This window comes from Streptomyces sp. NPDC126510 (genome assembly GCF_040302345.1).
In the GTDB taxonomy this organism is placed as follows: Bacteria; Actinomycetota; Actinomycetes; order Streptomycetales; family Streptomycetaceae; genus Streptomyces.
In genome coordinates this window covers 1-22755 of sequence record NZ_JBEORR010000052.1, presented here as the reverse complement: position 1 = coordinate 22755, position 22755 = coordinate 1, and the positions used below count along the sequence as shown (strand labels likewise).

The window sequence follows — 22755 nt, the reverse complement described above, 5'->3', positions numbered from 1 at the left end:
CCTCCTTCGCGCCTGGCCTGCGTCCGCGTTCACGACGGTAACGCCGAGCGCCCCCGGCTGTCATGCCCGTATCGGCATACGGTCATGACAGCCGGGGGTGGCGCACGGGAGGGTGGTGTCAGCCCTTGAGCGCGGCGGCGATGGCCTCGGAGAGCGGGGTGGTCGGGCGGCCGGTCAGGCGGGACAGGTCACCGCTGGAGACGACCAGCTCGCCCTTCTCGATGGAGACGTCCACACCGGCGAGGGTCCGGGCGAACGGCTCGGGCAGACCCGCGCCCGTCAGGATGCCGACGAGGGTGTCGGGGGAGACGGCGCTGTAGGTGATCTCCTTGCCGGTCTGACGGCTCAGCTCCGCCGCGTACTCGGCGAAGCTCCACGGGGTGTCGCCGCCCAGCTCGTACGTCTTGTTCTCGTGTCCCTCGCCGGTCAGCACGGCGACGGCGGCGGCGGCGTAGTCGGCGCGGGAGGCGGAGGAGAGCCTGCCCTCGCCGGCCGCGGCGACGACCGCGTTGTGCTCCAGCACCGGGGCGAGGTTCTCGGTGTAGTTCTCGTGGTACCAGCCGTTGCGCAGCAGCGCGTAGGGCACCCCGGAGTCCAGCAGGATCTCCTCGGTGCCGCGGTGGTCGTCGGCGAGCGCGGCGGTCAGGGTGCCGGGGGCGCTGGTGTAGGCGAGCAGGGCGACGCCGGCGGCCTTGGCGGCGTCGATGACGACCTTGTGCTGCTGCACACGGCCCTTGTCGAACTCGTTGCCGGAGACCAGCAGCACCTTGTCGCCGGCGGAGAAGAGGCCGTCGAACGAGGCGGGGGTGTTGTAGTCGGCGAGGGCGATCTTCACACCGCGGTCGGCGAAGTCGGTGGCCTTGTCCGCGTTGCGCACGACCGCGGTGATCTGCTCGGCCGGGACCTTCTCCAGCAGCTGCTCCACGACGTGACGGCCGAGGTTTCCGGTGGCTCCGGTGACGACGATGCTCATGGTGAGGACTCTCCTTGTGGGGTGCGTTGTAACTAACCCTAAGGCGGGCGCTAACTCTTCGAAAGTACCCACTTTGAAGTAAGGTACTGGCATGGCGGTAAGTGACAAAGAAGCCCTGTGCCCGTACCGGCTGGTCCTGGAGCACGTGACCAGCCGCTGGGGCGTGCTCGTCCTGATCGCGCTCCTGGACCGCCCGTACCGGTTCAGCGAGCTGCGCCGGACGATCAGCGGATACGGCAGCTGGGCCGTGAGCGAGAAGATGCTCACGCAGACCCTCCAGACCCTGGAGCGGGACGGACTCGTCCACCGCGACGCCAAGCCCGTCATCCCGCCGCGCGTCGACTACTCCCTCACCGGCCTGGGCCGCGAGGCCGCCCAGCAGGTGCGCGCCCTGTCGCAGTGGACGCGCGACCGGATGGACGACGTGGAGAAGGCGCGGCAGACGTACGACGAGGCCCGGGCCGCCTCCTAGCGGTCCCGGGCCTCGGGTGGCTGTCCGGCGGGTCAGCCCACGACCGTCCAGGTGTCGCCGCCCGCCAGCAGCGCGCCCAGGTCGCCCTTGCCGTGCTGCTCGATCGCGGTGTCGAGCTGATCGGCCATCTGCGTGTCGTAGACGGGCCGCTCGACCGAGCGCAGGACACCGATCGGGGTGTGGTGCAGGGTGTCCGGATCGGCGAGCCGGGACAGCGCGAACGCCGTGGTCGGAGACGGGGAGTGCGCGTCGTGGACGAGCACCCGGTCCTCGTTGTCCGGCGTCACCGCGACCACCTTCAGATCACCGGTCAGCGGATCCCGGACCACACCCTTGGACAGATCGCTGCCGAAGCGGATCGGCTTGCCGTGCTCCAGCCGGATCACGGCCTCCTCGGCCTGCTGCTTGTCCTTCAGGGCGTCGAAGGCGCCGTCGTTGAAGATGTTGCAGTTCTGGTAGATCTCGATCAACGCCGTGCCCTGGTGGGCGGAGGCCTGGCGCAGCACCTCCGTCAGGTGCTTGCGGTCCGAGTCCACCGTCCGCGCCACGAAGGACGCCTCCGCGCCGAGCGCCAGCGACACCGGGTTGAACGGCGCGTCCAGCGAACCCATCGGCGTCGACTTCGTGATCTTCCCGACCTCGGAGGTCGGCGAGTACTGGCCCTTGGTCAGACCGTAGATCCGGTTGTTGAACAGCAGGATCTTGAGGTTGACGTTGCGGCGCAGCGCGTGGATCAGGTGGTTGCCCCCGATGGACAGCGCGTCGCCGTCACCCGTGACGACCCACACCGACAGGTCCCGGCGGGAGCTGGCGAGCCCCGTGGCGATGGCGGGCGCGCGGCCGTGGATGGAGTGCATCCCGTAGGTGTTCATGTAGTACGGGAAGCGCGACGAGCAGCCGATGCCCGAGACGAAGACGATGTTCTCCTTCGCCAGCCCCAGCTCCGGCATGAAGCCCTGCACCGCGGCGAGGATGGCGTAGTCGCCGCAGCCGGGGCACCAGCGCACTTCCTGGTCGGACTTGAAGTCCTTCATCGACTGCCTGCCCTCGGCCTTGGGGACGAGGGACAGCGACTCGATGGTGCCCGTGCCGTGCGTGGACGTCTCAGCCATCGATGGCCTCCTTCAGCGCCGCGGCGAGCTGCTCCGCCTTGAACGGCATGCCGTTGACCTGGGTGTACGAGTGGGCGTCGACCAGGTACTTCGCCCGGATGAGCGTGGCGAGCTGCCCGAGGTTCATCTCGGGGATCACCACCTTGTCGTAACGCTCCAGCACGGAACCCAGATTCCGCGGGAAGGGGTTGAGATGGCGCAGATGCGCCTGCGCGACGGACTCCCCGGCCCTGCGCAGCCGCCTCACCGCCGCCGTGATCGGCCCGTACGTCGAGCCCCAGCCCAGGACCAGCGTCTTCGCCCCGTGGGGATCGTCCACCGCGATGTCCGGGACGTCGATGCCGTCGATCTTCGCCTGCCGGGTGCGCACCATGAAGTCGTGGTTGGCCGGGTCGTAGGAGATGTTGCCCGTGCCGTCCTGCTTCTCGATGCCGCCGATGCGGTGCTCCAGACCCGGTGTGCCCGGGATCGCCCACGGGCGGGCCAGGGTCTGCGGGTCCCGCTTGTACGGCCAGAACACCTCGGAGCCGTCGTCCATCGTGTGGTTCGGGCCCTGCGCGAACTGCACCCGCAGGTCCGGCAGCTCCTCGACGTCCGGGATCCGCCACGGCTCGGAGCCGTTGGCCAGATAGCCGTCGGACAGCAGGAACACCGGCGTGCGGTACGTCAGCGCGATCCGCGCCGCCTCCAGCGCGGCGTCGAAGCAGTCCGCCGGAGTGCGCGGCGCGACCACCGGCACCGGAGCCTCGCCGTTGCGCCCGTACATCGCCTGCAGCAGGTCCGCCTGCTCGGTCTTGGTGGGCAGACCCGTCGAGGGACCGCCGCGCTGGATGTCCACGATCAGCAGCGGCAGCTCCAGCGAGACCGCGAGGCCGATCGTCTCCGACTTCAGCGCCACACCCGGGCCGCTCGTCGTGGTCACGGCAAGCGAACCACCGAAGGCCGCGCCCAGCGCGGCCCCGATGCCTGCGATCTCGTCCTCCGCCTGGAAGGTCCGCACGCCGAAGTTCTTGTGTTTGCTCAGCTCGTGCAGGATGTCCGAGGCCGGAGTGATCGGGTACGACCCCAGGTACAGCGGCAGATCCGCCTGCCGGCTCGCCGCGACCAGCCCGTACGACAGGGCGAGGTTGCCGGAGATGTTGCGGTACACACCCGGCGGGAACGCCGTGGCCGCCGGGGCGACCTCGTAGGAGACGGCGAAGTCCTCCGTCGTCTCGCCGAAGTTCCAGCCGGCCCGGAACGCCGCGATGTTGGCCGCCGCGATATCGGGCTTCTTCGCGAACTTCGACTTCAGGAACCTCTCCGTGCCCTCGGTGGGCCGGTGGTACATCCAGCTCAGCAGGCCCAGCGCGAACATGTTCTTGCTGCGCTCGGCCTCCTTGCGGCTGAGGTCGAACTCCTTGAGCGCCTCGACCGTGAGCGTGGTCAGCGGCACCGTGTGCAGGTGGTAGCCGTCCAGCGACCCGTCCTCCAGCGGAGACGTCTCGTAGCCGACCTTCTTCATCGCCCGCTGGGTGAACTCGTCCGTGTTGACGATCACCTCGGCGCCGCGCGGCAGGTCGCCGATGTTGGCCTTCAGCGCGGCCGGGTTCATCGCCACCAGCACGTTCGGCGCGTCACCGGGCGTGAGGATGTCGTGGTCGGCGAAGTGCAACTGGAAGGACGACACACCCGGCAGGGTCCCGGCGGGCGCCCTGATCTCGGCCGGGAAGTTCGGCAGCGTCGACAGGTCGTTGCCGAACGACGCGGTCTCCGAGGTGAAACGGTCACCGGTGAGCTGCATGCCGTCACCCGAGTCCCCCGCGAACCTGATGATCACCCGGTCGAGGCGACGTACGTCCTTCGCGCCCGTCGCTTTGCGCTGCTCTCCTACGACTGCTTCGTCGGCCTGCTCCGCTGGGCTACTGACCTGGCTGGTCACTGAACTGGACCTCCCTCGAGGACGCTGTCCGGGACAGGCCTTCCCGCAGACCTTCCCAGGATCAACACTACGACCGCAGAGGTCGCGTTCTTCGGGTCATTCGCATCTTGGACACGACTTCGGTATGGCTATGCGTCCGTCTTTGTCCGGGTTTCCGGGGTCGGGGATCGTGAACGTCAGGAGTTGAGATACGTCAGCACGGCCAGGACCCTGCGGTGGTCGCCCTCGCTCGGGGACAGCCCCAGCTTCAGGAAGATGTTGCTGACGTGCTTCTCGACCGCCCCGTCACTGACCACGAGCTGCCGCGCGATCGCCGAGTTCGTCCGTCCCTCGGCCATCAGACCCAGCACCTCACGCTCCCTCGGGGTGAGCCCCGCCAGCACGTCCTGCTTGCGGCTGCGGCCCAGCAGCTGCGCGACCACCTCCGGGTCGAGCGCCGTACCGCCCTCGGCCACCCGCACCACCGCGTCCACGAACTCCCGCACCTCGGCGACCCGGTCCTTCAGCAGGTAGCCGACACCCCGGCTGGATCCCGCGAGCAGCTCCGTGGCGTAGCGCTCCTCCACGTACTGCGACAGCACCAGCACCCCGAGCCCCGGGTGGGCCTTGCGCAGCTGCACCGCCGCCCGCACCCCCTCGTCGGTGTGCGTCGGCGGCATACGGACGTCCGCCACGACCACGTCGGGCAGCTCGCCCTGCGCGTCCAGCTCCGTGATGGTCTTGATCAGTGCCACGCCGTCACCCACACCGGCGACGACGTCGTGCCCCCGGTCGGTCAGCAGCCGGGTCAGGCCCTCCCTGAGCAGCACTGAATCCTCGGCGATGACCACCCGCACCCTGTCCTCCACGATGTCCGGCCCCCCACAGCCCGCTGCCGCCCGTCCGCAGCCCACAACGGCTGCGCGCCCTCCCGTGCGACGGGTCCAGCATTTCAGGGCCGGGGGGTGGATGGGGGTAGGAGCGGCTTCTTGTCCGAGGGAATCGGGAGGGGACGGCAGGCGACCCTGCCTTCTTCGTCCGGCCTGTGCCTTCTTGTCCGGCCGGCGCCTTGCTTTCCCGTCCGGGCGGTGCCTGCCCGTCCGGCCTGTGCCTTCTCGTCCGGGCGGTGCCTGCCCGTCCGGGGGTGCCTTCTCGTCCGGGCGGTGTCTGCTCCCACCGGTCGGGCGAGGGGGCCTTGCTTTCTGTCCCACCGTGTCGGGTGTCGGGTGGTGGGTAGGGGCGAAGGCCGGGGGGCCACGGGGCGGAACCCCTGGCGGGTCACCGGGGCGGAGCCCCGGCACCGGCCCCCGGCCGGAGGTCACCGCACCTGCGCGCCCCGCCACGGCAACTCCGCGGTCACCCGGGTGGGCCCGCCCGCCGGCGAGTCCACCACCAGGATCCCGTCCACCGCGTCCAGCCGGTCCGCCAACCCGGCCAGACCCGACCCCCCGGACACCTCGGCCCCGCCCACGCCGTTGTCCACGACCTGCAGCATCAGCCGGTTCTCCGTCCGCCACACCTCCACGCCGGCCCACGTGGCCCGCGCGTGCTTGCTGATGTTCTGCAGCAGCTCCGACACCGTGAAGTACGCGATCCCCTCGATCGCCGGCGCCGGCCGCTCCGCCAGATCGACCTCGACCTGCACCGGGACCGTGCAGCGCGAGGCCACCGCCGACAGCGCCGCGTCCAGCCCCCGGTCCGTCAGCACGGCCGGATGGATCCCCCGTGCCAGGTCCCGCAGCTCCTGCAGCGCCGTCTTCACCTCGCCGTGCGCCTCGTCCACCATCCGCGCGGCCGCCCGCGGGTCCTCATGGAGCTTCTCCTTCGCCAGCCCCAGATCCATGGCCAGCGCCACCAGCCGGGCCTGAGCCCCGTCGTGCAGATCCCGCTCGATGCGCCGCAGGTCCGCGGCGGCCGTGTCCACCACGACCCCCCGGTCCGACTCCAGCTCCACCACCCGCGAGGCCAGCCGCGACGGCCCGAGCAGCCCGTGCACCAGCAGCCGGTCCACCATCGTCAGCGCCCGCACGATCCACGGCGCGGCGATCGTGAACAGCAGCCCCACCAGCGCGGTCACCGTGATCTCGAAGGGGTTGTCGAGGCGGACACCCGGCGTCCCGTCGCTGTACAGCTGGAACCCGTCCGGCCCGGCGTGCATCGGGAGCGCCCAGAACCACAGCGGGTACGTCAGCAGCCCCCAGCCCAGCACCCACACGTTCACGGCGACGACGAACGAGAACACCGCCCAGGGCAGCTGCAGCACCGCGTACAGCAGGGCCCGCCACGAGGCTCCGCTCTTGAGGACGGCCCCCATCCAGGCCATCGCCCCCGGCCTGACCATCCGCAGCGGGTCCGGCTCGCCCACCTCCAGACCCAGCAGCGCCCGCGCCCGCGTCCGCTCCAGCGCCCCGATACCGCGGCACCCGGCGAGCGCCGCCGCCAGCACCGGAATGCCGATGAACGTGACCAGCAGCCCTGCCCCCAGCGACACCATCGTGACCGCGTAGGTGAACATCAGGATGCCGAGCGGCAGGCTGAGCAGCACATGGGCGAACTCGCGCCAGGTGCGGCCCTCGACCGGCGCCCGCAGCGCGGCCGGCAGCCGGTGCCGCCGTTCGGCGCTCCCGGGGAACCCGGATCCACCGTCGAGCCCGTACCCCTGTCCGTACTCCGTGGCCATCGGCGCCGTCCTTCTCCTCGTCCCGCGACTGTGCTCCCGTACCTCCACCCTGCTCCGCCGCAGGCCGGCGGACCATGGAGTACGTCGGCGTGTTGAGTGGGGGGTTTTCCCTACCCCCGGGCTTCGGACCGGTCACGCCACGGCAGTTCCGCCGTGACCGTCGTCGGGCCGCCCTCGGGTGACTCCAGGACGAACAGCCCGTCGACGGCGTCCAGCCGGTCCGCCAGGCCCTTCATCCCCGTACCGCCGTCGAGGCTCGCGCCGCCACCCCCGTCGTCCCACACCTGGATCAGCAGCCGGGTGCTGGTCCGCCACACATCCACCGAGGCCGACTTCGCCCCGCTGTGCTTGCTGACGTTCTGCAGCAGCTCCGAGACGGTGAAGTAGGCGATGCCCTCGATCGCCGCGGCCGGTCGCTGCGGCAGATCGACCGTCACCTTCACCGGGACCGTGCAGCGCGAGGCGACCGAGGACAGGGCCGCGTCCAGGCCGCGGTTGGTCAGGACCGCCGGGTGGATGCCGCGCGCCAGGTCCCGCAGTTCCTGCAGCGCCAGCTTCACCTCGCCGTGCGCCTCCTCGACCATCGCCGCCGCCGCGTCGGGATCCTCCAGCACCTTCTCCTTCGCCAGGCCGAGCCCCATGGCCAGCGCCACCAGCCGGGCCTGTGCCCCGTCGTGCAGATCCCGCTCGATCCGCCGCAGGTCGGCCGCGGCCGTGTCCACCACGACCCCCCGGTCCGACTCCAGCTCGGCGATCCGTCGCTCCAGCTCGTCGGAGGGCGACAGCAGCGCCCGCACCATGGCCCGGTCGGCATTGGTCAGCCCCCGCGCGATGAACGGCAGCACCGGCCACAGCACGAACAGCGAGACCAGCGTGACGGTGAAGGTGAGCACGCCCCAGGGCAACCGGATGAACTCGTACAGCACCGTGCGCCAGCCCACCGGATCCTTCAGCTGCAGCCACAGGCGCTGGAAGAAGCCGCCCCCGCCGCGCAGCCGCAGCCGGCTCGGCTCCTCGATCCGCACCCCGAGCAGCGCCCGGGCCCGCGCCCGCTCCAGCCTGCCCAACTGCCGCGCGCCCATGAGTCCGGCCGCGAGCAGCGGGAATCCGACCACCGTGACGGTCAGCCCGAAGCCGATGGACAGCATGGTCACCACATAGGTGAAACCGAGCAGTGCGACCGGAAGGTTCGCCAGCAGGTGTGCGATCTCCTTCCAGGTATGCCGGTCATAGGCGAGCCGGGCCGGCGGCGGACGGTCGTCCGGCCCGGCGGCCGATCGGGCCGCCGTCGTGCCCGGGGACGGGATGCGTTGGGTCATATGCGTTAGCGTGCCCGGCGGCGGACGGCTGCGCCATGAGGTGGACCGCCAGGATCGACTGGGGAAAACCCCACCCCCGTATCCCCGGCGGTGACGGGCTGCTTACCCTGCCCTTATCAGGGCCTAGACTCCCGTGCGTACAGATCGTCGAACGGCGGCATCCCAGTGAGCCGCGGCATCGTCGAAGGATCCAGGTCCGAATTCTGAGGGAGCGAGGGACGGACGTGCCGGAACCGACCGTCGTCACCACGACCGTCGTCGCGGCGGACTACTTCGAGTCCTACTCGGTCGTCGGACTGCTCGCCGTGATCGGTGTGCTGTTCGTCGCCGTCGCCTTCGGCGCCGGCCGCCTGCTGCGGCCCGTGGTCCCCACCCCCGAGAAGCTCCTGACGTACGAGTGCGGCGTCGATCCCGTCGGCGAGGGCTGGGCCCACACTCAGGTCCGCTACTACGTGTACGCCTTCCTCTACGTGATCTTCGCCGTCGACTCGATCTTCCTGTTCCCCTGGGCGACCGTCTTCGCCGCCCCCGGCTACGGCGCGACGACCCTGGCCGAGATGTTCGTCTTCCTCGGCTTCCTGGCGGTCGGCCTGCTCTACGCCTACAAGAAGGGCGTCCTGGCATGGACGTGAACCCCTCGGTGTCCGAGCCTGTTCTGCTGCCCGAGCCCAAGCGGCTGGGCGCCCTGGCCCGCCTCGCCCCCGAGCCGATGAAGGTCGTCCTCAACTGGGGCCGCCGCTACTCGCTCTGGGTCTTCAACTTCGGCCTCGCCTGCTGCGCGATCGAGTTCATCGCCGCGTCGATGGCCCGCCACGACTTCATCCGCCTCGGCGTCATCCCGTTCGCCCCGGGCCCCCGTCAGGCCGACCTGATGGTCGTCTCCGGCACGGTCACGGACAAGATGGCCCCGGCCGTGAAGCGCCTCTACGAGCAGATGCCGGAACCGAAGTACGTCATCTCCTTCGGCGCCTGCAGCAACTGCGGCGGCCCCTACTGGGACTCCTACTCCGTCACCAAGGGAGTCGACCAGATCATCCCCGTCGACGTCTACGTCCCCGGCTGTCCGCCCCGCCCCGAGGCGCTGCTCCAGGGCATCCTCAAGCTCCAGGAGAAGATCGCCCGCGAGTCGCTGGGGGAGCGGTACGGCAGCGGTGCCGGGCGTCCTTCGGCGGCGGCGCTGCAGAGCGGACTGGTGCGGCCGCCCGCACCGGAGGCGACCTCGGAGGAGGGGCGATGACCGCCGTCGGCTGGCTCCCCGCCACCGCCGAGGAACTCTTCGGCCCGGACGCCACGGCCGAGGAGTCCTACGAGGTCCTGACGGTCGACGTCCCCCCGGCAGCCTGGATCACCGCCCTGGAGACCGCCCGCGACCGCCTCGGCTGCACCTATTTCGACTGGCTGAGCGCCGTCGACGAACCGGGTACGGGCTTCCGCGTCACGGCCCACGTCGCCGCGCTCTCTCCCGTACGACGCCTCCTGCTGCGTACGACCGTCCCGCACGAGGCCCCCACCCTCCCCTCGGCGGTCGCCGTCTACGCGGGCGCCGCCTGGCACGAACGCGAGACGTACGAGATGTTCGGCATCACCTTCGAAGGCCACCCGGCGCTGGACCACCTGCTCCTGCCCGAGAACTTCGAAGGCCACCCCCTGCGCAAGGACTTCGTCCTGGCCGCCCGCGTCGCCAAGGCCTGGCCCGGGGCGAAGGAGCCGGGCGAATCGGAACACGGCGGCCCCAAGCGCCGTCAGATGCTGCCCCCCGGCGTCCCCGACCCCAACGAATGGGGCCCCCTCAAGGGCCAGCTCCCGCCGGCCCCCGCCCGCCCGGCCCGCGGCCCTGCCCGCGCCGCAGGCGACCGCCCCGCCCGCGCCGCGGCCCGCCCTGCGGGAGAACGCCCGGCCCGCCGAACCCGCTCGGCATCGGAAGGCTCGGCGAGCCAGTCCGGCGCTGGAACGGAAACTCCGCCTCCGGGCGTGGGTGCGGGCGCGGCGGCTTCGGCCCCCGGTGCGCAGACTCCGGCTTCGGGGGCGCAGGCCCCGGCTGTTCCGCGTCGGACGCGTACGGCTGCCGAGGGCTCGGCGAGCCAGTCGACACCCGGTGAGCCGGCTGCCCGGGCTTCGACGGGGCCGCGCCGAAACCGCTCGGCGGCGCAGGGATCGGCAAGCCAGCAGTCCAGCGACCCGGCATCCCCGACGCCCGGCTCCGAATCCCCACAGCCCGGACCCGAGCCAGCGACGCCCGACCCCGAGCCAGCGACGCCCGACCCCGAGACCGCGACGCCCGACCCCGAGACGCCCGGCCTCGATTCGGCGACAGCCTCGAGCACCCCGCGCAGCTCGGACGCCCCCTGGCACCACGCCCGCCCCGCCTTCGACGAACCGGCCCCCGAACCGTCGCCGAAGGCAGCGCGGCTGCCCACTCCCGAGCCGTCGGGCGAACCGCAGACCTCCGAGCCTGCGGACAACCCGGAGCCCTCGGACACCCCCGAGAGCCCCACCAGCTCGCCGGGTGCCCCTGGTGCCCCTGGTGCCCCTGGGGAGCCGGATGCTCCGGGCACCCCGGCCGCCTCGGACGCCCCGGGCTCGGGCGCCTCGGACACCCCGGGCTCCTCGGACCCGGCGGACGAGCCGAAGCCCACCGACGGCAACGTGAAGCCCACCGCCGTACCCGGCGACACCGACACCGGTGATCCGGCCGGCCCCGCCGGCCCCGGCGACCCCACAGGAGGCCCGCAGTGAACGACGTGCTCGACGTCGCCCTGCGACTCCTGGTCGTCTTCGTCGTCTTCCTCACCTTCCCCCTGATCATCGGCCAGACCGAACACAAGGTCATGGCCCACATGCAGGGCCGTCTCGGCCCCATGTACGCCGGTGGCTTCCACGGCTGGGCCCAGCTGATCGCCGACGGCGTGAAGTTCGCGCAGAAGGAGGACGTCGTCCCCGCGGGCGCCGACCGCCGCATCTTCCAACTGGCCCCCGCCGTCGCCCTCCTGCCCTACCTCCTCGTCCTGCTCGCCATCCCCATCGGCCCCGGCGAGGGAGCCGTGGGGCAGGTCATCGACGCGGGCGTCTTCTTCGTCCTGGCCGTCATGGGCGTCGGCGTCCTCGGCTCGCTCATGGCCGGCTGGGCGTCCGCGAACAAGTTCTCCCTCCTCGGCGGCCTGCGCACCGCCGCCCAGCTCCTCGCCTACGAACTGCCGATGCTCCTGACGGCCGCCTCGGTGGCGATGGCGGCCGGCACCGTCTCCCTCCCCGGCATCCTCGACGCCTTCGAGTGGTGGTGGCTGCCCTGGCAGATCGTCGGGGCGATCGTCTTCTTCGTGGCCGGCCTCGCCGAACTCCAGCGCCCGCCCTTCGACATGCCCGTCGCCGACTCGGAGATCATCTTCGGCGCCTACACCGAGTACACCGGCCTCCGTTTCGCTCTCTTCCTCCTCGCCGAGTACGCCGGAATCGTCGTCCTGTGCGGCCTGACCACCGTCCTCTTCCTGGGCGGCTGGCACGGCCCCTGGGGCGCCGACGGCCTCGGCTGGGTCTGGACCTTGCTGAAGACCGCCGTCCTCGCCTTCCTCGTGATCTGGCTGCGCGTCACCTACCCGCGCCTGCGCGAGGACCAGCTCCAAAAGCTCGCCTGGACCCTCCTCGTCCCCCTCTCCCTCGCCCAGATCGCCCTCACCGGCATCGTCAAGGTGGTGATCCGGTAACCATGGCTGAGTCGCTCCCGCCCACCCGGCCCCGCATCCCCGGCAGTGGCCTCGTCAAGGGCCTGGCCGTCACCCTCCGCACGATGACGAAGAAGTCCGTCACCGCGCAGTACCCCGACGCGCAGCCCGACCTCCCGCCCCGCACCCGCGGTGTGATCGGCCTGTTCGAGGAGAACTGCACGGTCTGCATGCTGTGCGCCCGCGAGTGCCCGGACTGGTGCATCTACATCGACTCCCACAAGGAGACGGTCCCGCCGGCGGCCCCGGGCGGCCGCGAGCGCAGCCGCAACGTCCTCGACCGCTTCGCCATCGACTTCTCCCTGTGCATGTACTGCGGTATCTGCATCGAGGTCTGCCCTTTCGACGCCCTGTTCTGGTCCCCTGAGTTCGAGTACGCCGAGACCGACATCCGTGACCTCACCCACGAGCGCGACAAGCTCCGCGAGTGGATGTGGACCGTCCCGGCCCCGCCGGCCCTCGACCCCGGCGCGGAGGAACCGAAGGAACTCGCCGCCGCCCGCAAGGCCGCCGACAAGCTCGCCGCCCAGCAGGCCCCGCCGGCCACCGAACCCTACGCCGACGAGCAGGCCCGCGCCGCCGAACAGCCCACCCGACCCCAGGGCGACTCCAAGCAGCAGACCGACCAGCCGAAGCCGGACCGCCCGGAGCCGGACGGCCGGGAGCCGAGCCGCCAGGAGCCGGATCGCCAGGAGCCGGATCGCCCAAGGCCGACTCGCCCGGAGCCGGGTCACCCGAAGCCAGGTCATCCGAAGCCCGGGCAGGAGGGCGCGGAATGACGCTCGCCGCAAACGCCGCTCTCCTCGCGACCGGTCCGGCCACCGGGGCCGCCGCGCAAACCAACGGCTTCCTCTCCCCGACCGGGGTCGAGATCGCCTTCCTCCTCGTCGGCCTGGTGACCTTCGGCGCCGCCCTCGTCACCGTCACCACCAGGCAGCTGGTGCACGCCGCCCTGTGGCTGGTGGTCACCCTCGGCGGCCTCGCCGTCGAGTACCTCCTGCTCACCGCCGAGTTCATCGCCTGGGTGCAGGTCCTCATCTATGTCGGTTCCGTCGTCGTCCTCCTCCTGTTCGGTCTGATGCTCACCAGGGCCCCCATCGGCCGCTCCCCGGATGCCGACTCCGGCAACCGCTGGGCCGCCCTCGCCGTGGCCGTCGCCGCTGCCGCCGCCCTGGTCTGGGTCGTCGTCGACGCCTTCCGCACGACCTGGATCGACCTGGACGGCCCCGCCGCCGGCTCCACCGAGGCCACCGGCGCGAGTCTCTTCCAGAACTGGGTGCTCCCCTTCGAGGCCCTCTCCGTCCTCCTCCTCGCCGCCCTGGTCGGCGCCATCGTCCTGTCCCGCAAGGCGAAGGCGGAGTCGAGCTCTCCCCCCGTGAACGCCCCGGGAACCACCCAGAGTTCCCGGACGATCACGGAGAGTTCAGGCAGTTCGGGGCGTTCCGAGCAGGAAGGGGCCCGCTGATGCACCTCGCCTACCCCGCCGTGCTCTCCGCCCTGCTCTTCTGCACGGGCCTGTACGGCGTCCTCGCCCGTCGCAACGCGATCCTCGTCCTGATGTCGGTCGAGCTCATGCTCAACGCCGTCAACCTCAACCTGGTCGCCTTCGACGTCTGGCTCAGCAAGGCCGCCAGGGAGACCCTGCACTCCGGTCAGGCCCTGACCCTGTTCACCATCGCCATCGCCGCCGCCGAGATCGGCATCGGGCTGGCCATCGTCCTCGCCGTCCACCGCAACCGCGGCACCTCGGACATCGACAAGCTCCGTGACACCGCCGAACGGCACGACCCCGACGACCCCGACCACGACGCCCGCCCGGCCGGGCAGTCCGACGAGGCCCAGAAGGCTGAGGCCACCGCGTGACCACGACCACCCTCGCCGTCCTCGTCCCCCTCCTTCCGTTCCTCGGCGCCGCCGCCGGCCTGCTGCTGGGCCGCACGGCACCCGGTTTCGTCCGTCCCCTCGCCGTCCTGCCGACGCTCGCCTCCCTGGTGCTCGCCGCGCTGGTCGCCGTGCGGCAGGGCGGCGGAGCGGCCGTCGACTCGGCCACGGAACTCACCCCCACCGGCTCGGTCCCGATCGAGCTCGCCCTGCACATCGACGGCTTCGCCGCCCTCGTCGCCGTCCTGGTCGGCCTGGTCGCCTCCTGCGTGCAGATCTACTCGACCGGCTATCTGCGCGACGACCCGCGCTACCCCTCCTACGCCGCCCTCGTCTCCCTGTTCACCGCCGCGATGTTCCTGGTCGTCTACTCCGGCGACCTGATCGTGCTGCTGGTCGGCTGGGAGGTCATGGGCATCTGCTCCTACTTCCTCGTCGGCCACTACTGGGAGACACCGGAGGCCCGTGCCGCCTCCCTCAAGGCCTTCCTGGTCACCAAGCTCGGCGACGTCCCCTTCCTCATCGGCCTGTTCGCCCTGGCCACCGACGCCGGCTCGTTCCGCGTCACCCGCATCCTCGGCACCGTGGCGAGCGGCGGGCTCGACCACCCGACACTGATCGCACTGCTGCTCCTCGCGGGTGTGGCGGGCAAGTCGGCGCAGTTCCCGCTGCACACCTGGCTCCCCGACGCGATGGCGGGCCCGACCCCCGTCTCCGCCCTGATCCACGCCGCGACGATGGTCGCCGCCGGTGTCTACTTCATCGCCCGTCTCCTCCCGGTCTTCGAGGCCTCCCAGGCCGCGATGGTCGTCCTCGCCGTCATGGCCGCCGTCACGATGACCGGCTCGGCGCTCGCCGCGCTCGCCCAGGACGACATCAAGCGCGTCCTCGCCTACTCGACGATCGGCCAGCTCGGCTACATGACCGGCGCCCTCGCCGTCGGCGACCGCGGGGCCGCCGTCTTCCACCTCCTGTCCCACGGCGCCTTCAAGGCGCTGCTGTTCCTCGCGGCCGGCGTGATCATCCACGCTGCCGGCACCAACTCGCTCGCCGCCATGTCCCGCATGCGCAACCTGCGCGACCGCATCCCCGACGCCTACTGGACGATGACCGTGGCGCTGCTCGCGCTCGCCGCGATCCCGCCGTTCAGCGGCTTCTTCTCCAAGGAGGCCGTGCTCGGCGTCGCCGAGCACGTCGTCACCGGGCACACCGAGCACGCCCCCGCCGCCGCGGGCTGGATCGTCCTCGTCGCCGGTCTGCTCACGGCCGTGCTCACCGCCGCCTACGCGATGCGCCTGTGGCTGCTCGCCTTCCGCGGCCGGGGCACCGAAGCTCCCGACCACGGCAGGCAGCCCCTGACGATGACCGTCGTGCTGTGGGTCCTCGCCGTGCCGTCCCTGGCCCTCGGCGGGTTCGCGTTCCGCCTGCTGCCCGACTGGTTCGACGGCCGCGACCTCGGCCCGACCCTGACCACCTCCGTGCTCGGCACGGGCGTGGCCCTGGTCGGCGGCATCGTCACCTACGCCGCCTGGCGGCACACCACCGCCTTCGCGGCCCGCGTGCCGCTGGGCGCCGTCGCGGCCCACCCCGAGGGCGACGCCGCCAAGGTCGAGGCGGAAGCCATCGCCACCCACGAGCCGGCCTACGGCGACATCGCCTACGCGCCCGACCCCGCCGACCCCGGACGGCTCCTGCTCGGCCCGCTGCACCGGCACGCCGCCGCCGGCTTCCACCTGGACGCCGTGTACACGGCCCTCTTCGTCCGCCCGGTCCAGGCCGGGGCGAGCCTCGTCAGATTCCTCGACCGCGAAGTCGTCGAGACCTATGTCCGCGGTGCGGGTGCGCTGCCCCGCTGGCTCGGCGCCGCCGTACGGCGTGCCCAGACCGGCAACGTCCAGACCTATGTGAGCGCTCTGCTCGCCGGCGCCGTCGTCCTCGCGGTCGCCGCCGTCCTCGTCGCCACGGGAGCGTGAGCAGGCGTGATCGATATCAACGAGTCCGTGATGCAGTTCCTTCTGGCGTTCGTCGTCGTCGGCCCGCTCCTGGGCGCCGCCGCGGCTCTGCTGCCCGCCCCGCCCGGACTGAAGGGGAAGTCACCCGAGCAGGCCGTCCTCCGGCACGGTGTCACCGTCACCGGCGCGATCCTCATCGCGGCGATCGTGCTCGCGCTCGGCTTCGACCACGACCAGCCGTCGAAGATGCAGGCCGGCACGGACATCAGCTGGATCCCCGCACTCGACGTACGCATCCACCTCGGCATCGACGGCATCTCCCTCCCCCTTCTGGTCCTGACCGCGCTGCTGACCTTCCTCTGCGCGCTCTACTCGTACTTCAAGATGCCGGAAGGCCCCACCCCGAAGGCCTTCGTCGCCCTGCTGCTCGTCCTCGAAGCCGGCACGCTCGCGACCTTCGCCGTCCTCGACCTGGTGTTGTTCTTCCTCGCCTTCGAGATGGTCCTCATCCCGATGTACTTCCTCATCGCCCGCTGGGGCGGCGAGGGCCGGAGCCAGGCCGCCTGGCGCTTCATCCTCTACACCCTGCTCGGCTCCGTGGTCATGCTGCTCGGCCTGCTCCTGATCGGGATCAAGGCGGGCACGTTCGACATGGTGGCACTCGCCACTGACAACGGCCGGTCATTGAGCACATCCGTGCAGATCATCGCCGTTCTGGCGATCGGGATCGGGCTCGCGGTGAAGACGCCGATGTGGCCGCTGCACAGCTGGCTGCCCGACGCCCACACCGCCGCGCCGACCGTCGGCTCGGTCCTGCTGGCCGGCGTGCTGCTGAAGATGGGGACATACGGATTCGTCCGCATCCTGCTCCCCGTCGCACCCGACGGGTTCCGCACCTTCGCGCCCTACCTCGCCGCACTCGCCGTCGTCGGCATCATCTACGGATCGCTGGCCTGCCTGGCCCTCGCCAAGCAGGGCGCGAAGGGCGATCTCAAGCGCCTCATCGCCTACTCCTCCGTCGGCCACATGGGCTTCGTCCTGCTCGGCATCGCCACCATGACCCCGACCGGTGTGAACGGCGCCCTCTTCGCCAACATCGCCCACGGCCTCATCACCGGCCTGCTCTTCTTCCTGGTCGGCGCGCTGAAGGACCGCACCGGCACCACCGACCTCGACACTCTCGCCGAGGAGACCGGCGCCGCCCTCTACGGCAGGGCCCCGCGCCTCGGGGGCCTGCTCGCCTTCGCCGCCGTCGCCTCGCTCGGCCTGCCGGGCCTGGCCGGGTTCTGGGGCGAGATGCTGGCCCTGTTCGGCGCGTTCCGGCCCGCCGAGGGCCTCAGCCGCCCTGCCTTCCTCACCTTCATGGCGATCGGCGCGTTCGGCACGCTGCTGACGGCCGCCTATCTGCTGATCGTGGTCCGCCGCGTCTGCATGGGCGCCCTGCCCCAGGACGCCCAGACGCTTTCCGACGTCCGTTCCTACGAGTTCGCGGCGTGGACCCCGCTCGTGGCCCTCACCGTCGTCGCGGGTCTGTGGCCCAGGGCCCTCCTGGGCCTGAGCGACCCGGCCGTCCAGCAGCTGCTCGCAGGAGGCACCCGATGAGCTCCCCGGCCCAGCCCCTGGCGGCCTCGCTGGTCCAGTCCGTCGACTGGCTCGCGATCGCCCCGCCCACCATCGTGGCGGTCGTCGGACTCGTCGTCCTGGTGGCCGACCTGTTCGTCGCCGACCACCGCAAAGCCCTGCTCGGCTGGACATCGGTGGCCGGCCTGGCCGCCGCGACGCTGATGCTGGTGCCCCTCCTGGACGGCGACCGCAGCACCTTCTGTCTGACCGGCGACGCCACCGTGTGCAGCTACACGGCCGACCGCTTCACCCTCGTCATCCAGTTCCTGGTCCTCGGCGGCGCCCTCCTCGCCGCCCTCCTGTCGGTCACCGCCCTGAAGGACGCCCGTAAGGACCTCCCCGAAGGCGAGTACTGGTTCCTGCTGCTGTCCTCCGCGGCCGGCGCCGCCCTCCTGCCCGCCTCCCGCGACCTCGCGACCCTGATCGTCGCTCTCGAGGTCGCCTCCTTGCCCGCCTTCGCACTGGTCGGCCTCAGGTACGGCGACCGGAAATCCTCCGAGGCGGCCCTGAAGTTCTTCCTGTCCTCGGTCACCGCGACCGCGGTCAGTCTGATGGGCATCAGCTTCGTGTACGCCACCACGGGCACCCTCTACCTCACCCAGGTCGCCGACCGCATCCAGCACGTCGACGGGCAGTTCCACACCCTCGCCCAGACCGGCGTCGTCCTCACCCTCGTCGGCTTCGCCTTCAAGACGGCCGCTGTGCCGTTCCACTTCTGGGTCCCCGACACCTACGTGGGGGCACCCCTGCCGATCGCGGCCTACCTGTCGGTCATCGGCAAGGCGGTCGGCTTCAGCGGCCTCATCCTCGTCACGGTCGTGGCCCTCCCGTCGTACGCCGACGTCTGGGGCCCCGCCCTGGCAGCCCTGGCCGCGCTCACCATGACCGTGGGCAACGCCGGAGCCCTGCGCCAGCAGGCCACGCGCGCGTACAGCGCGGTACGCCTGCTCGCCTGGTCCTCCGTCGGCCAGGCCGGCTACCTCCTGGTGCCGATCGCCGCCGCCGCGTACTCCGAGGACGCCGAGAAGTCGATCGGCTCCACCGTCGCCTACGCCCTGATGTACGGCGCCGTGAACCTCGGCGCCTTCGCGGTGGCCGCGCTCGTAGGCCGCACGAAGGCCCTCAACCGAGTCGCCGACTACCGCGGCCTGTACGCCTCCAGCCCGCTGTCCGCGCTGCTCCTGGCGTTCTTCCTGCTCTGCCTCGCCGGACTGCCGCCGGGCATCATCGGTCTCTTCGCCAAGGTCACCGTCTTCTCGGCGGCCGTCGACGCCGGCCTCGGCTGGCTGGCCGTGGTCATGGCCGTCAACGTCGTCATCGCGCTGTTCTACTACCTCCAGTGGACGGCCCTGCTGTTCCGCGCCCCCGAGGGCGAACCCGAAAAGCACCGGGTCCCGGGACCGGTCACCGCCGCGATCGCCCTGACCGGTGTCCTCGGCATCGCCCTGTCCGGCGCACCCCAGCTGGTCCTGCGCTTCACCGACACCGGCCTCTTCTGAACCTCGTTCCGGATCCACGGCCCCACCGGAAAGACGGCCGCTTACACAGCGCGCGTGCGGGGCACTCGCCCCCAAGCGCGCGTGCCGCTTGTCTGCGCCGTCACCCGGCCGGTCCACACTCGCCGCCGCACGCACCAGGGAACTCGAGCCTCCCGCCTGGCGTTGACCAGTACGGGAGGGTCCACTGGACGTGAGAGCGCGGCACCAGTGGCACCGCAGATTCAGCAAGCAAGGGTCCCCCTGCCGCACGACTTGGAGGGCGTACCGTGCACCGCCGGCACAACGGGCTCAGGACAGCGATGCTCCTGGGAGGACTGTCCGCACTCATCATCGTCATCGGCAGCTTCTTCGGCCGCATGGGGCTCGTCATCGCCGTCCTGGTAGCACTGGCGACCAACGCGTACGCGTACTGGAACAGCGACAAACTGGCACTACGCGCGATGCGCGCCCGTCCGGTGAGCGAGTTCGAGGCCCCGGCGCTCTACCGCATGGTCCGAGAGCTCTCCACCCAGGCCCGCCAGCCCATGCCGCGCCTGTACATCTCCCCGACGGAGGCACCCAACGCCTTCGCCACGGGCCGCAATCCACGCAACGCCGCGGTGTGCTGCACCGACGGCATCCTGCGTCTGCTGGACGAGCGCGAGCTGCGCGGCGTCATCGGCCACGAGCTCAGCCACGTCTACAACCGCGACATCCTCATCTCGTCGGTAGCCGGCGCACTCGCCTCCGTCATCATGTTCCTGGTCAACTTCGCCTGGCTGATCCCCATCGGACGCTCGGACGACGACGACGGCCCCGGTCTGCTCGGCATGCTGCTGATCATGCTTTTGGGCCCGCTCGCCGCCTCGCTCATCCAACTGGCCATCAGCCGCTCGCGGGAGTACCAGGCGGACGCCTCCGGTGCCCAGCTCACCGGCGACCCGCTCGCCTTGGCCAGCGCCCTGCGCAAGCTCGAACTCGGCACGAAGCAGCTCCCCCTGCCGCCCGAGCCGCGCATCGAGACCGCCAGCCACATGATGATCGCGAACCCGTTCCGGCCCGGCCAGGGCCTCTCGAAGATGTTCTCCACACACCCGCCGATGGCGGAACGAATCGCCCGGCTCGAAAAGATGGCAGGTGGGAACCAGTGAGGACCATACTCAACGTCATATGGCTCGTCCTGAGCGGCTTCTGGCTGTTCCTCGCCTACATGCTCGCGGGCCTGCTGCTCTGCATCACCATCATCGGCATCCCGTTCGGCATCGCGGCCTTCCGCATCGGCGTCTACGCCCTGTGGCCCTTCGGGTACACGACGATCGAGCGCCGCGACGCGGGCGCGCCGTCCTGTGTGGGCAACGTGCTGTGGCTGGTGCTCGCGGGCTGGTGGCTCGCCTTGGGCCACATCGCCACCGGCATCGCCCTGTGCGTCACGATCATCGGCATCCCGCTGGGCATCGCCAACTTCAAGCTCATCCCGGTCTCGTTGCTCCCGCTCGGCCGCGACATCGTGCGGACGAACGAGCCGTTCGCGGTGCGCTGACGCAGAGGCCGCCGACCCTCCGTTGTCCACAGGCCGGGGATTGTCCACAGGCCCGCCCGGCTGTCAGCGGCGGCCCGCATGATGAACCCATGACCGCGATCGAGCACTTGCCGACCCGAGTGACGACCGAGACGCACAACACCCGCCGAGCGGGCTGTGCTCCGAGCCCCGACCCGTCCGCCACGATAAGAGGCGCCGGACAGACGGTGGCGAGAGGCCGTGAAAGATCCGAGCCGAGAGGCCATGAAGGCCCCGGGCCCGGAAGCCGTGCGAGGCCCGAGTCGAGAGGCTCCTGAAGGCCCGGGCCGTCGTGGAGTCGGTCCTACCGTTGCCCTGCCCCGGCCCTTGCCCGCCTCCACCGTCGCACCGCGTACGCAACGACCCCCAGCACCAGCACCCCCGCCCCCACGAACACCGACACCTCGGGCAGCGAGAACGCCAGCACCACACACCCGGCCAGTCCCACCGCCGGCACCACCCTTGCCGACGGCGCCGAAGACAGGGTCCAGGCCGACGCGTTGGCCACGGCGTAGTAGGCCAGTACACCGAAGGAGGAGAACCCGATCGCGCCCCGGACGTCCACCGTGGCGGCGAGGACCGCGACCACCGCACCCACGGCCAGCTCCGCCCGGTGCGGCACCTGGAACCGCGGATGCACGGAGGCCAGCGCTCTGGGCAGATGCCGGTCGCGTGCCATGGCGAGCGTCGTCCGCGACACCCCCAGGATCAGCGCCAGCAGCGACCCCAGCGCGGCCACGGCGGCACCCACCCGCACCACCGGCACGAGCCAAGGCGCCCCGGCCGCCCGCACCGCCTCGGCCAGCGGCGCCGTCGTGGCCCCGAGACCGCCCGCCCCCAGTACCGAAAGGACGGCCACCGCGACACACAGGTAGACCACCAGGGCGATGCCCAGCGCCAGCGGGATCGCACGCGGAATGGTGCGCTCCGGGTCTCGCACCTCCTCGCCGAGGGTCGCGATCCGGGCGTATCCCGCGAAGGCGAAGAACAGCAGACCGGCCGCCTGCAGCACCCCGTCCGCCCCGCCGGAGACCCCGATGTCCAGCCGCCCGGCATCGGCCTCACCGGCTGCCAGACATACGACCACCACACATGCGAGGACCGACAGGACGAGCGCCACGATCACCCGCGTCAGCCAGGCGGACTTCTGGACACCGCCGTAGTTCACCGCGGTCAGTGCCACCACGGCCGCGACCGCCACCGCGTGCGCCTGCCCCGGCCACACGTACGTGCCCACGGTGAGCGCCATCGCCGCACAGGAGGCCGTCTTCCCGACCACGAACGACCAGCCCGCGAGATACCCCCAAAAGTCCCCGAGCCGCTCCCGCCCGTACACATAGGTACCGCCCGAGGCCGGATACCGGGCGGCGAGGCGAGCCGACGACATGGCATTGCAGTACGCGACCACGGCGGCCACGGCCAGCCCGAGGAGAAGCCCGGAGCCGGCGGCGTGCGCGGCCGGCGCGAGGGCGGCGAAGATCCCGGCTCCCACCATCGAGCCGAGTCCGATGACGACGGCGTCGCCCACGCCGAGCGTGCGACGCAGTCCGGGAGCGGAGGCTGTCATGCGTCGCACCCTACTGATCAGTGCAACCGACGGGCGTGGGCGGGGCGTCCTCCCCACCAATACGGCGTGAACGGGCGGGGCGAGGAGGCCGCGCGCGGGACGACCGAGGTACGACGCACGGGCCGGGCCTGCCGCAAGCGAGATCACATGCCCGGGACAGTGCGGGCACAGCGTGAAAGGGCAGGTTCACGGCATGACGATCATCAGCTGGATCATCCTGGGACTGTTGGCCGGAGCCATCGCGAAGTTCCTGCTGCCGGGGCGCGACCCGGGCGGCCTCATCGGCACGACCCTGATCGGCATCGCGGGCGCGTTCATCGGCGGCTGGATCTCGGCCCGCTGGATGGACCACCCGATCACCAAGGGCTTCTACGACGGTGCGACCTGGGCAGCGGCGATCGGCGGATCGCTCGTCCTCCTGATCGCCTAGACGACCTGCTGGACGTGGTTGCCCGACGCCTCCTTGGCGTAGGCGGCGCCCTCACGGATCTGGAGATACCAGAGGCGTCCGCCGAGGGTGA

The 22755-nt window shown here is 71.2% G+C and carries 21 protein-coding genes; 14 read left to right on the top strand and 7 right to left on the bottom strand.

Annotation, left to right across the window (positions count from 1 at the left end; genetic code table 11):
* Positions 1–118: 118 nt before the first annotated feature.
* Entirely contained in the window at positions 119–973 is an 855-nt protein-coding gene (locus ABTX60_RS40595) for an SDR family oxidoreductase (RefSeq protein WP_352101782.1), read from the bottom strand.
* A 91-nt stretch (positions 974–1064) separates the two neighbouring features.
* On the opposite strand from ABTX60_RS40595, the gene ABTX60_RS40590 reads away from it, so the two are divergent.
* Positions 1065–1445 (top strand): winged helix-turn-helix transcriptional regulator, encoded by a 381-nt coding sequence (locus ABTX60_RS40590; RefSeq protein ID WP_352101781.1) that lies wholly within the window; start codon positions 1065–1067, stop codon positions 1443–1445.
* A 32-nt stretch (positions 1446–1477) separates the two neighbouring features.
* Here ABTX60_RS40590 and ABTX60_RS40585 read toward each other — a convergent pair whose 3' ends face one another.
* The 5 genes from ABTX60_RS40585 to ABTX60_RS40565 all read right to left on the bottom strand — a co-directional run bounded on the left by ABTX60_RS40585 (position 1478) and on the right by ABTX60_RS40565 (position 8456).
* The gene (locus ABTX60_RS40585; protein ID WP_352101780.1) at positions 1478–2557 is read right to left on the bottom strand and encodes a 2-oxoacid:ferredoxin oxidoreductase subunit beta; all 1080 of its coding nucleotides are present in this window, start codon (positions 2555–2557) and stop codon (positions 1478–1480) included.
* Complete coding sequence (locus ABTX60_RS40580; protein ID WP_352101779.1) at positions 2550–4478, bottom strand: 2-oxoacid:acceptor oxidoreductase subunit alpha; 1929 nt, start codon at positions 4476–4478, stop codon at positions 2550–2552. Before ABTX60_RS40580 ends, ABTX60_RS40585 begins: the two co-directional genes overlap by 8 nt.
* A gap of 176 nt (positions 4479–4654) precedes the next feature.
* Entirely contained in the window at positions 4655–5314 is a 660-nt protein-coding gene (locus tag ABTX60_RS40575) for a LuxR C-terminal-related transcriptional regulator (protein WP_352101791.1), read from the bottom strand.
* Positions 5315–5775: 461 nt separating this feature from the next.
* Positions 5776–7137, bottom strand: coding sequence for a sensor histidine kinase (locus tag ABTX60_RS40570; protein ID WP_352101778.1), 1362 nt, complete (start codon positions 7135–7137; stop codon positions 5776–5778).
* A gap of 110 nt (positions 7138–7247) precedes the next feature.
* Positions 7248–8456 carry a sensor histidine kinase gene (locus tag ABTX60_RS40565; RefSeq protein WP_352101777.1) on the bottom strand — a complete coding sequence of 403 codons (1209 nt, stop codon included), beginning with the start codon at positions 8454–8456 and terminating at the stop codon, positions 7248–7250.
* Between the two features lie 224 nt (positions 8457–8680).
* Between ABTX60_RS40565 and ABTX60_RS40560 the strand changes: the two genes are divergently transcribed.
* From ABTX60_RS40560 to ABTX60_RS40505, 12 genes are all read left to right on the top strand, one after another.
* On the top strand, positions 8681–9088 hold the full coding sequence (locus ABTX60_RS40560; protein WP_352101776.1) for an NADH-quinone oxidoreductase subunit A: 408 nt from the start codon (positions 8681–8683) through the stop codon (positions 9086–9088).
* Complete coding sequence (locus tag ABTX60_RS40555; protein ID WP_352101775.1) at positions 9079–9693, top strand: NADH-quinone oxidoreductase subunit B; 615 nt, start codon at positions 9079–9081, stop codon at positions 9691–9693. Before ABTX60_RS40560 ends, ABTX60_RS40555 begins: the two co-directional genes overlap by 10 nt.
* On the top strand, positions 9690–11192 hold the full coding sequence (locus ABTX60_RS40550; protein WP_352101774.1) for an NADH-quinone oxidoreductase subunit C: 1503 nt from the start codon (positions 9690–9692) through the stop codon (positions 11190–11192). Before ABTX60_RS40555 ends, ABTX60_RS40550 begins: the two co-directional genes overlap by 4 nt.
* Complete coding sequence (locus ABTX60_RS40545; RefSeq protein ID WP_352101773.1) at positions 11189–12157, top strand: complex I subunit 1/NuoH family protein; 969 nt, start codon at positions 11189–11191, stop codon at positions 12155–12157. Before ABTX60_RS40550 ends, ABTX60_RS40545 begins: the two co-directional genes overlap by 4 nt.
* Before the next feature lie 2 nt (positions 12158–12159).
* Positions 12160–12954, top strand: coding sequence for a NuoI/complex I 23 kDa subunit family protein (locus tag ABTX60_RS40540; protein ID WP_352101772.1), 795 nt, complete (start codon positions 12160–12162; stop codon positions 12952–12954).
* Positions 12951–13640 (top strand): NADH-quinone oxidoreductase subunit J family protein, encoded by a 690-nt coding sequence (locus ABTX60_RS40535; protein WP_352101771.1) that lies wholly within the window; start codon positions 12951–12953, stop codon positions 13638–13640. The genes ABTX60_RS40540 and ABTX60_RS40535 overlap by 4 nt, the downstream gene beginning before the upstream one ends.
* Positions 13640–14038, top strand: a complete 399-nt coding sequence (nuoK, locus tag ABTX60_RS40530; RefSeq protein WP_352101770.1) for an NADH-quinone oxidoreductase subunit NuoK — start codon at positions 13640–13642, stop codon at positions 14036–14038. Before ABTX60_RS40535 ends, nuoK begins: the two co-directional genes overlap by 1 nt.
* Complete coding sequence (locus tag ABTX60_RS40525; protein WP_352101769.1) at positions 14035–16029, top strand: NADH-quinone oxidoreductase subunit 5 family protein; 1995 nt, start codon at positions 14035–14037, stop codon at positions 16027–16029. Before nuoK ends, ABTX60_RS40525 begins: the two co-directional genes overlap by 4 nt.
* A 6-nt stretch (positions 16030–16035) precedes the next feature.
* Complete coding sequence (locus ABTX60_RS40520) at positions 16036–17610, top strand: complex I subunit 4 family protein (protein WP_352101768.1); 1575 nt, start codon at positions 16036–16038, stop codon at positions 17608–17610.
* Complete coding sequence (locus ABTX60_RS40515; protein WP_352101767.1) at positions 17607–19130, top strand: NADH-quinone oxidoreductase subunit N; 1524 nt, start codon at positions 17607–17609, stop codon at positions 19128–19130. The genes ABTX60_RS40520 and ABTX60_RS40515 overlap by 4 nt, the downstream gene beginning before the upstream one ends.
* Positions 19131–19396: 266 nt before the next feature.
* Positions 19397–20260, top strand: a complete 864-nt coding sequence (gene htpX / locus ABTX60_RS40510) for a zinc metalloprotease HtpX (RefSeq protein WP_352101766.1) — start codon at positions 19397–19399, stop codon at positions 20258–20260.
* Positions 20257–20649, top strand: coding sequence for a YccF domain-containing protein (locus ABTX60_RS40505; RefSeq protein ID WP_344459202.1), 393 nt, complete (start codon positions 20257–20259; stop codon positions 20647–20649). Before htpX ends, ABTX60_RS40505 begins: the two co-directional genes overlap by 4 nt.
* Before the next feature lie 322 nt (positions 20650–20971).
* Here the strand turns inward: ABTX60_RS40505 and ABTX60_RS40500 are convergent, their stop codons facing one another.
* Positions 20972–22234 carry an APC family permease gene (locus tag ABTX60_RS40500; protein ID WP_352101765.1) on the bottom strand — a complete coding sequence of 421 codons (1263 nt, stop codon included), beginning with the start codon at positions 22232–22234 and terminating at the stop codon, positions 20972–20974.
* 193 nt (positions 22235–22427) lie between these two features.
* Here ABTX60_RS40500 and ABTX60_RS40495 point away from each other — a divergent pair, with 193 nt between their 5' ends.
* On the top strand, positions 22428–22664 hold the full coding sequence (locus ABTX60_RS40495; protein ID WP_352101764.1) for a GlsB/YeaQ/YmgE family stress response membrane protein: 237 nt from the start codon (positions 22428–22430) through the stop codon (positions 22662–22664).
* Positions 22665–22755 lie beyond the last annotated feature (91 nt).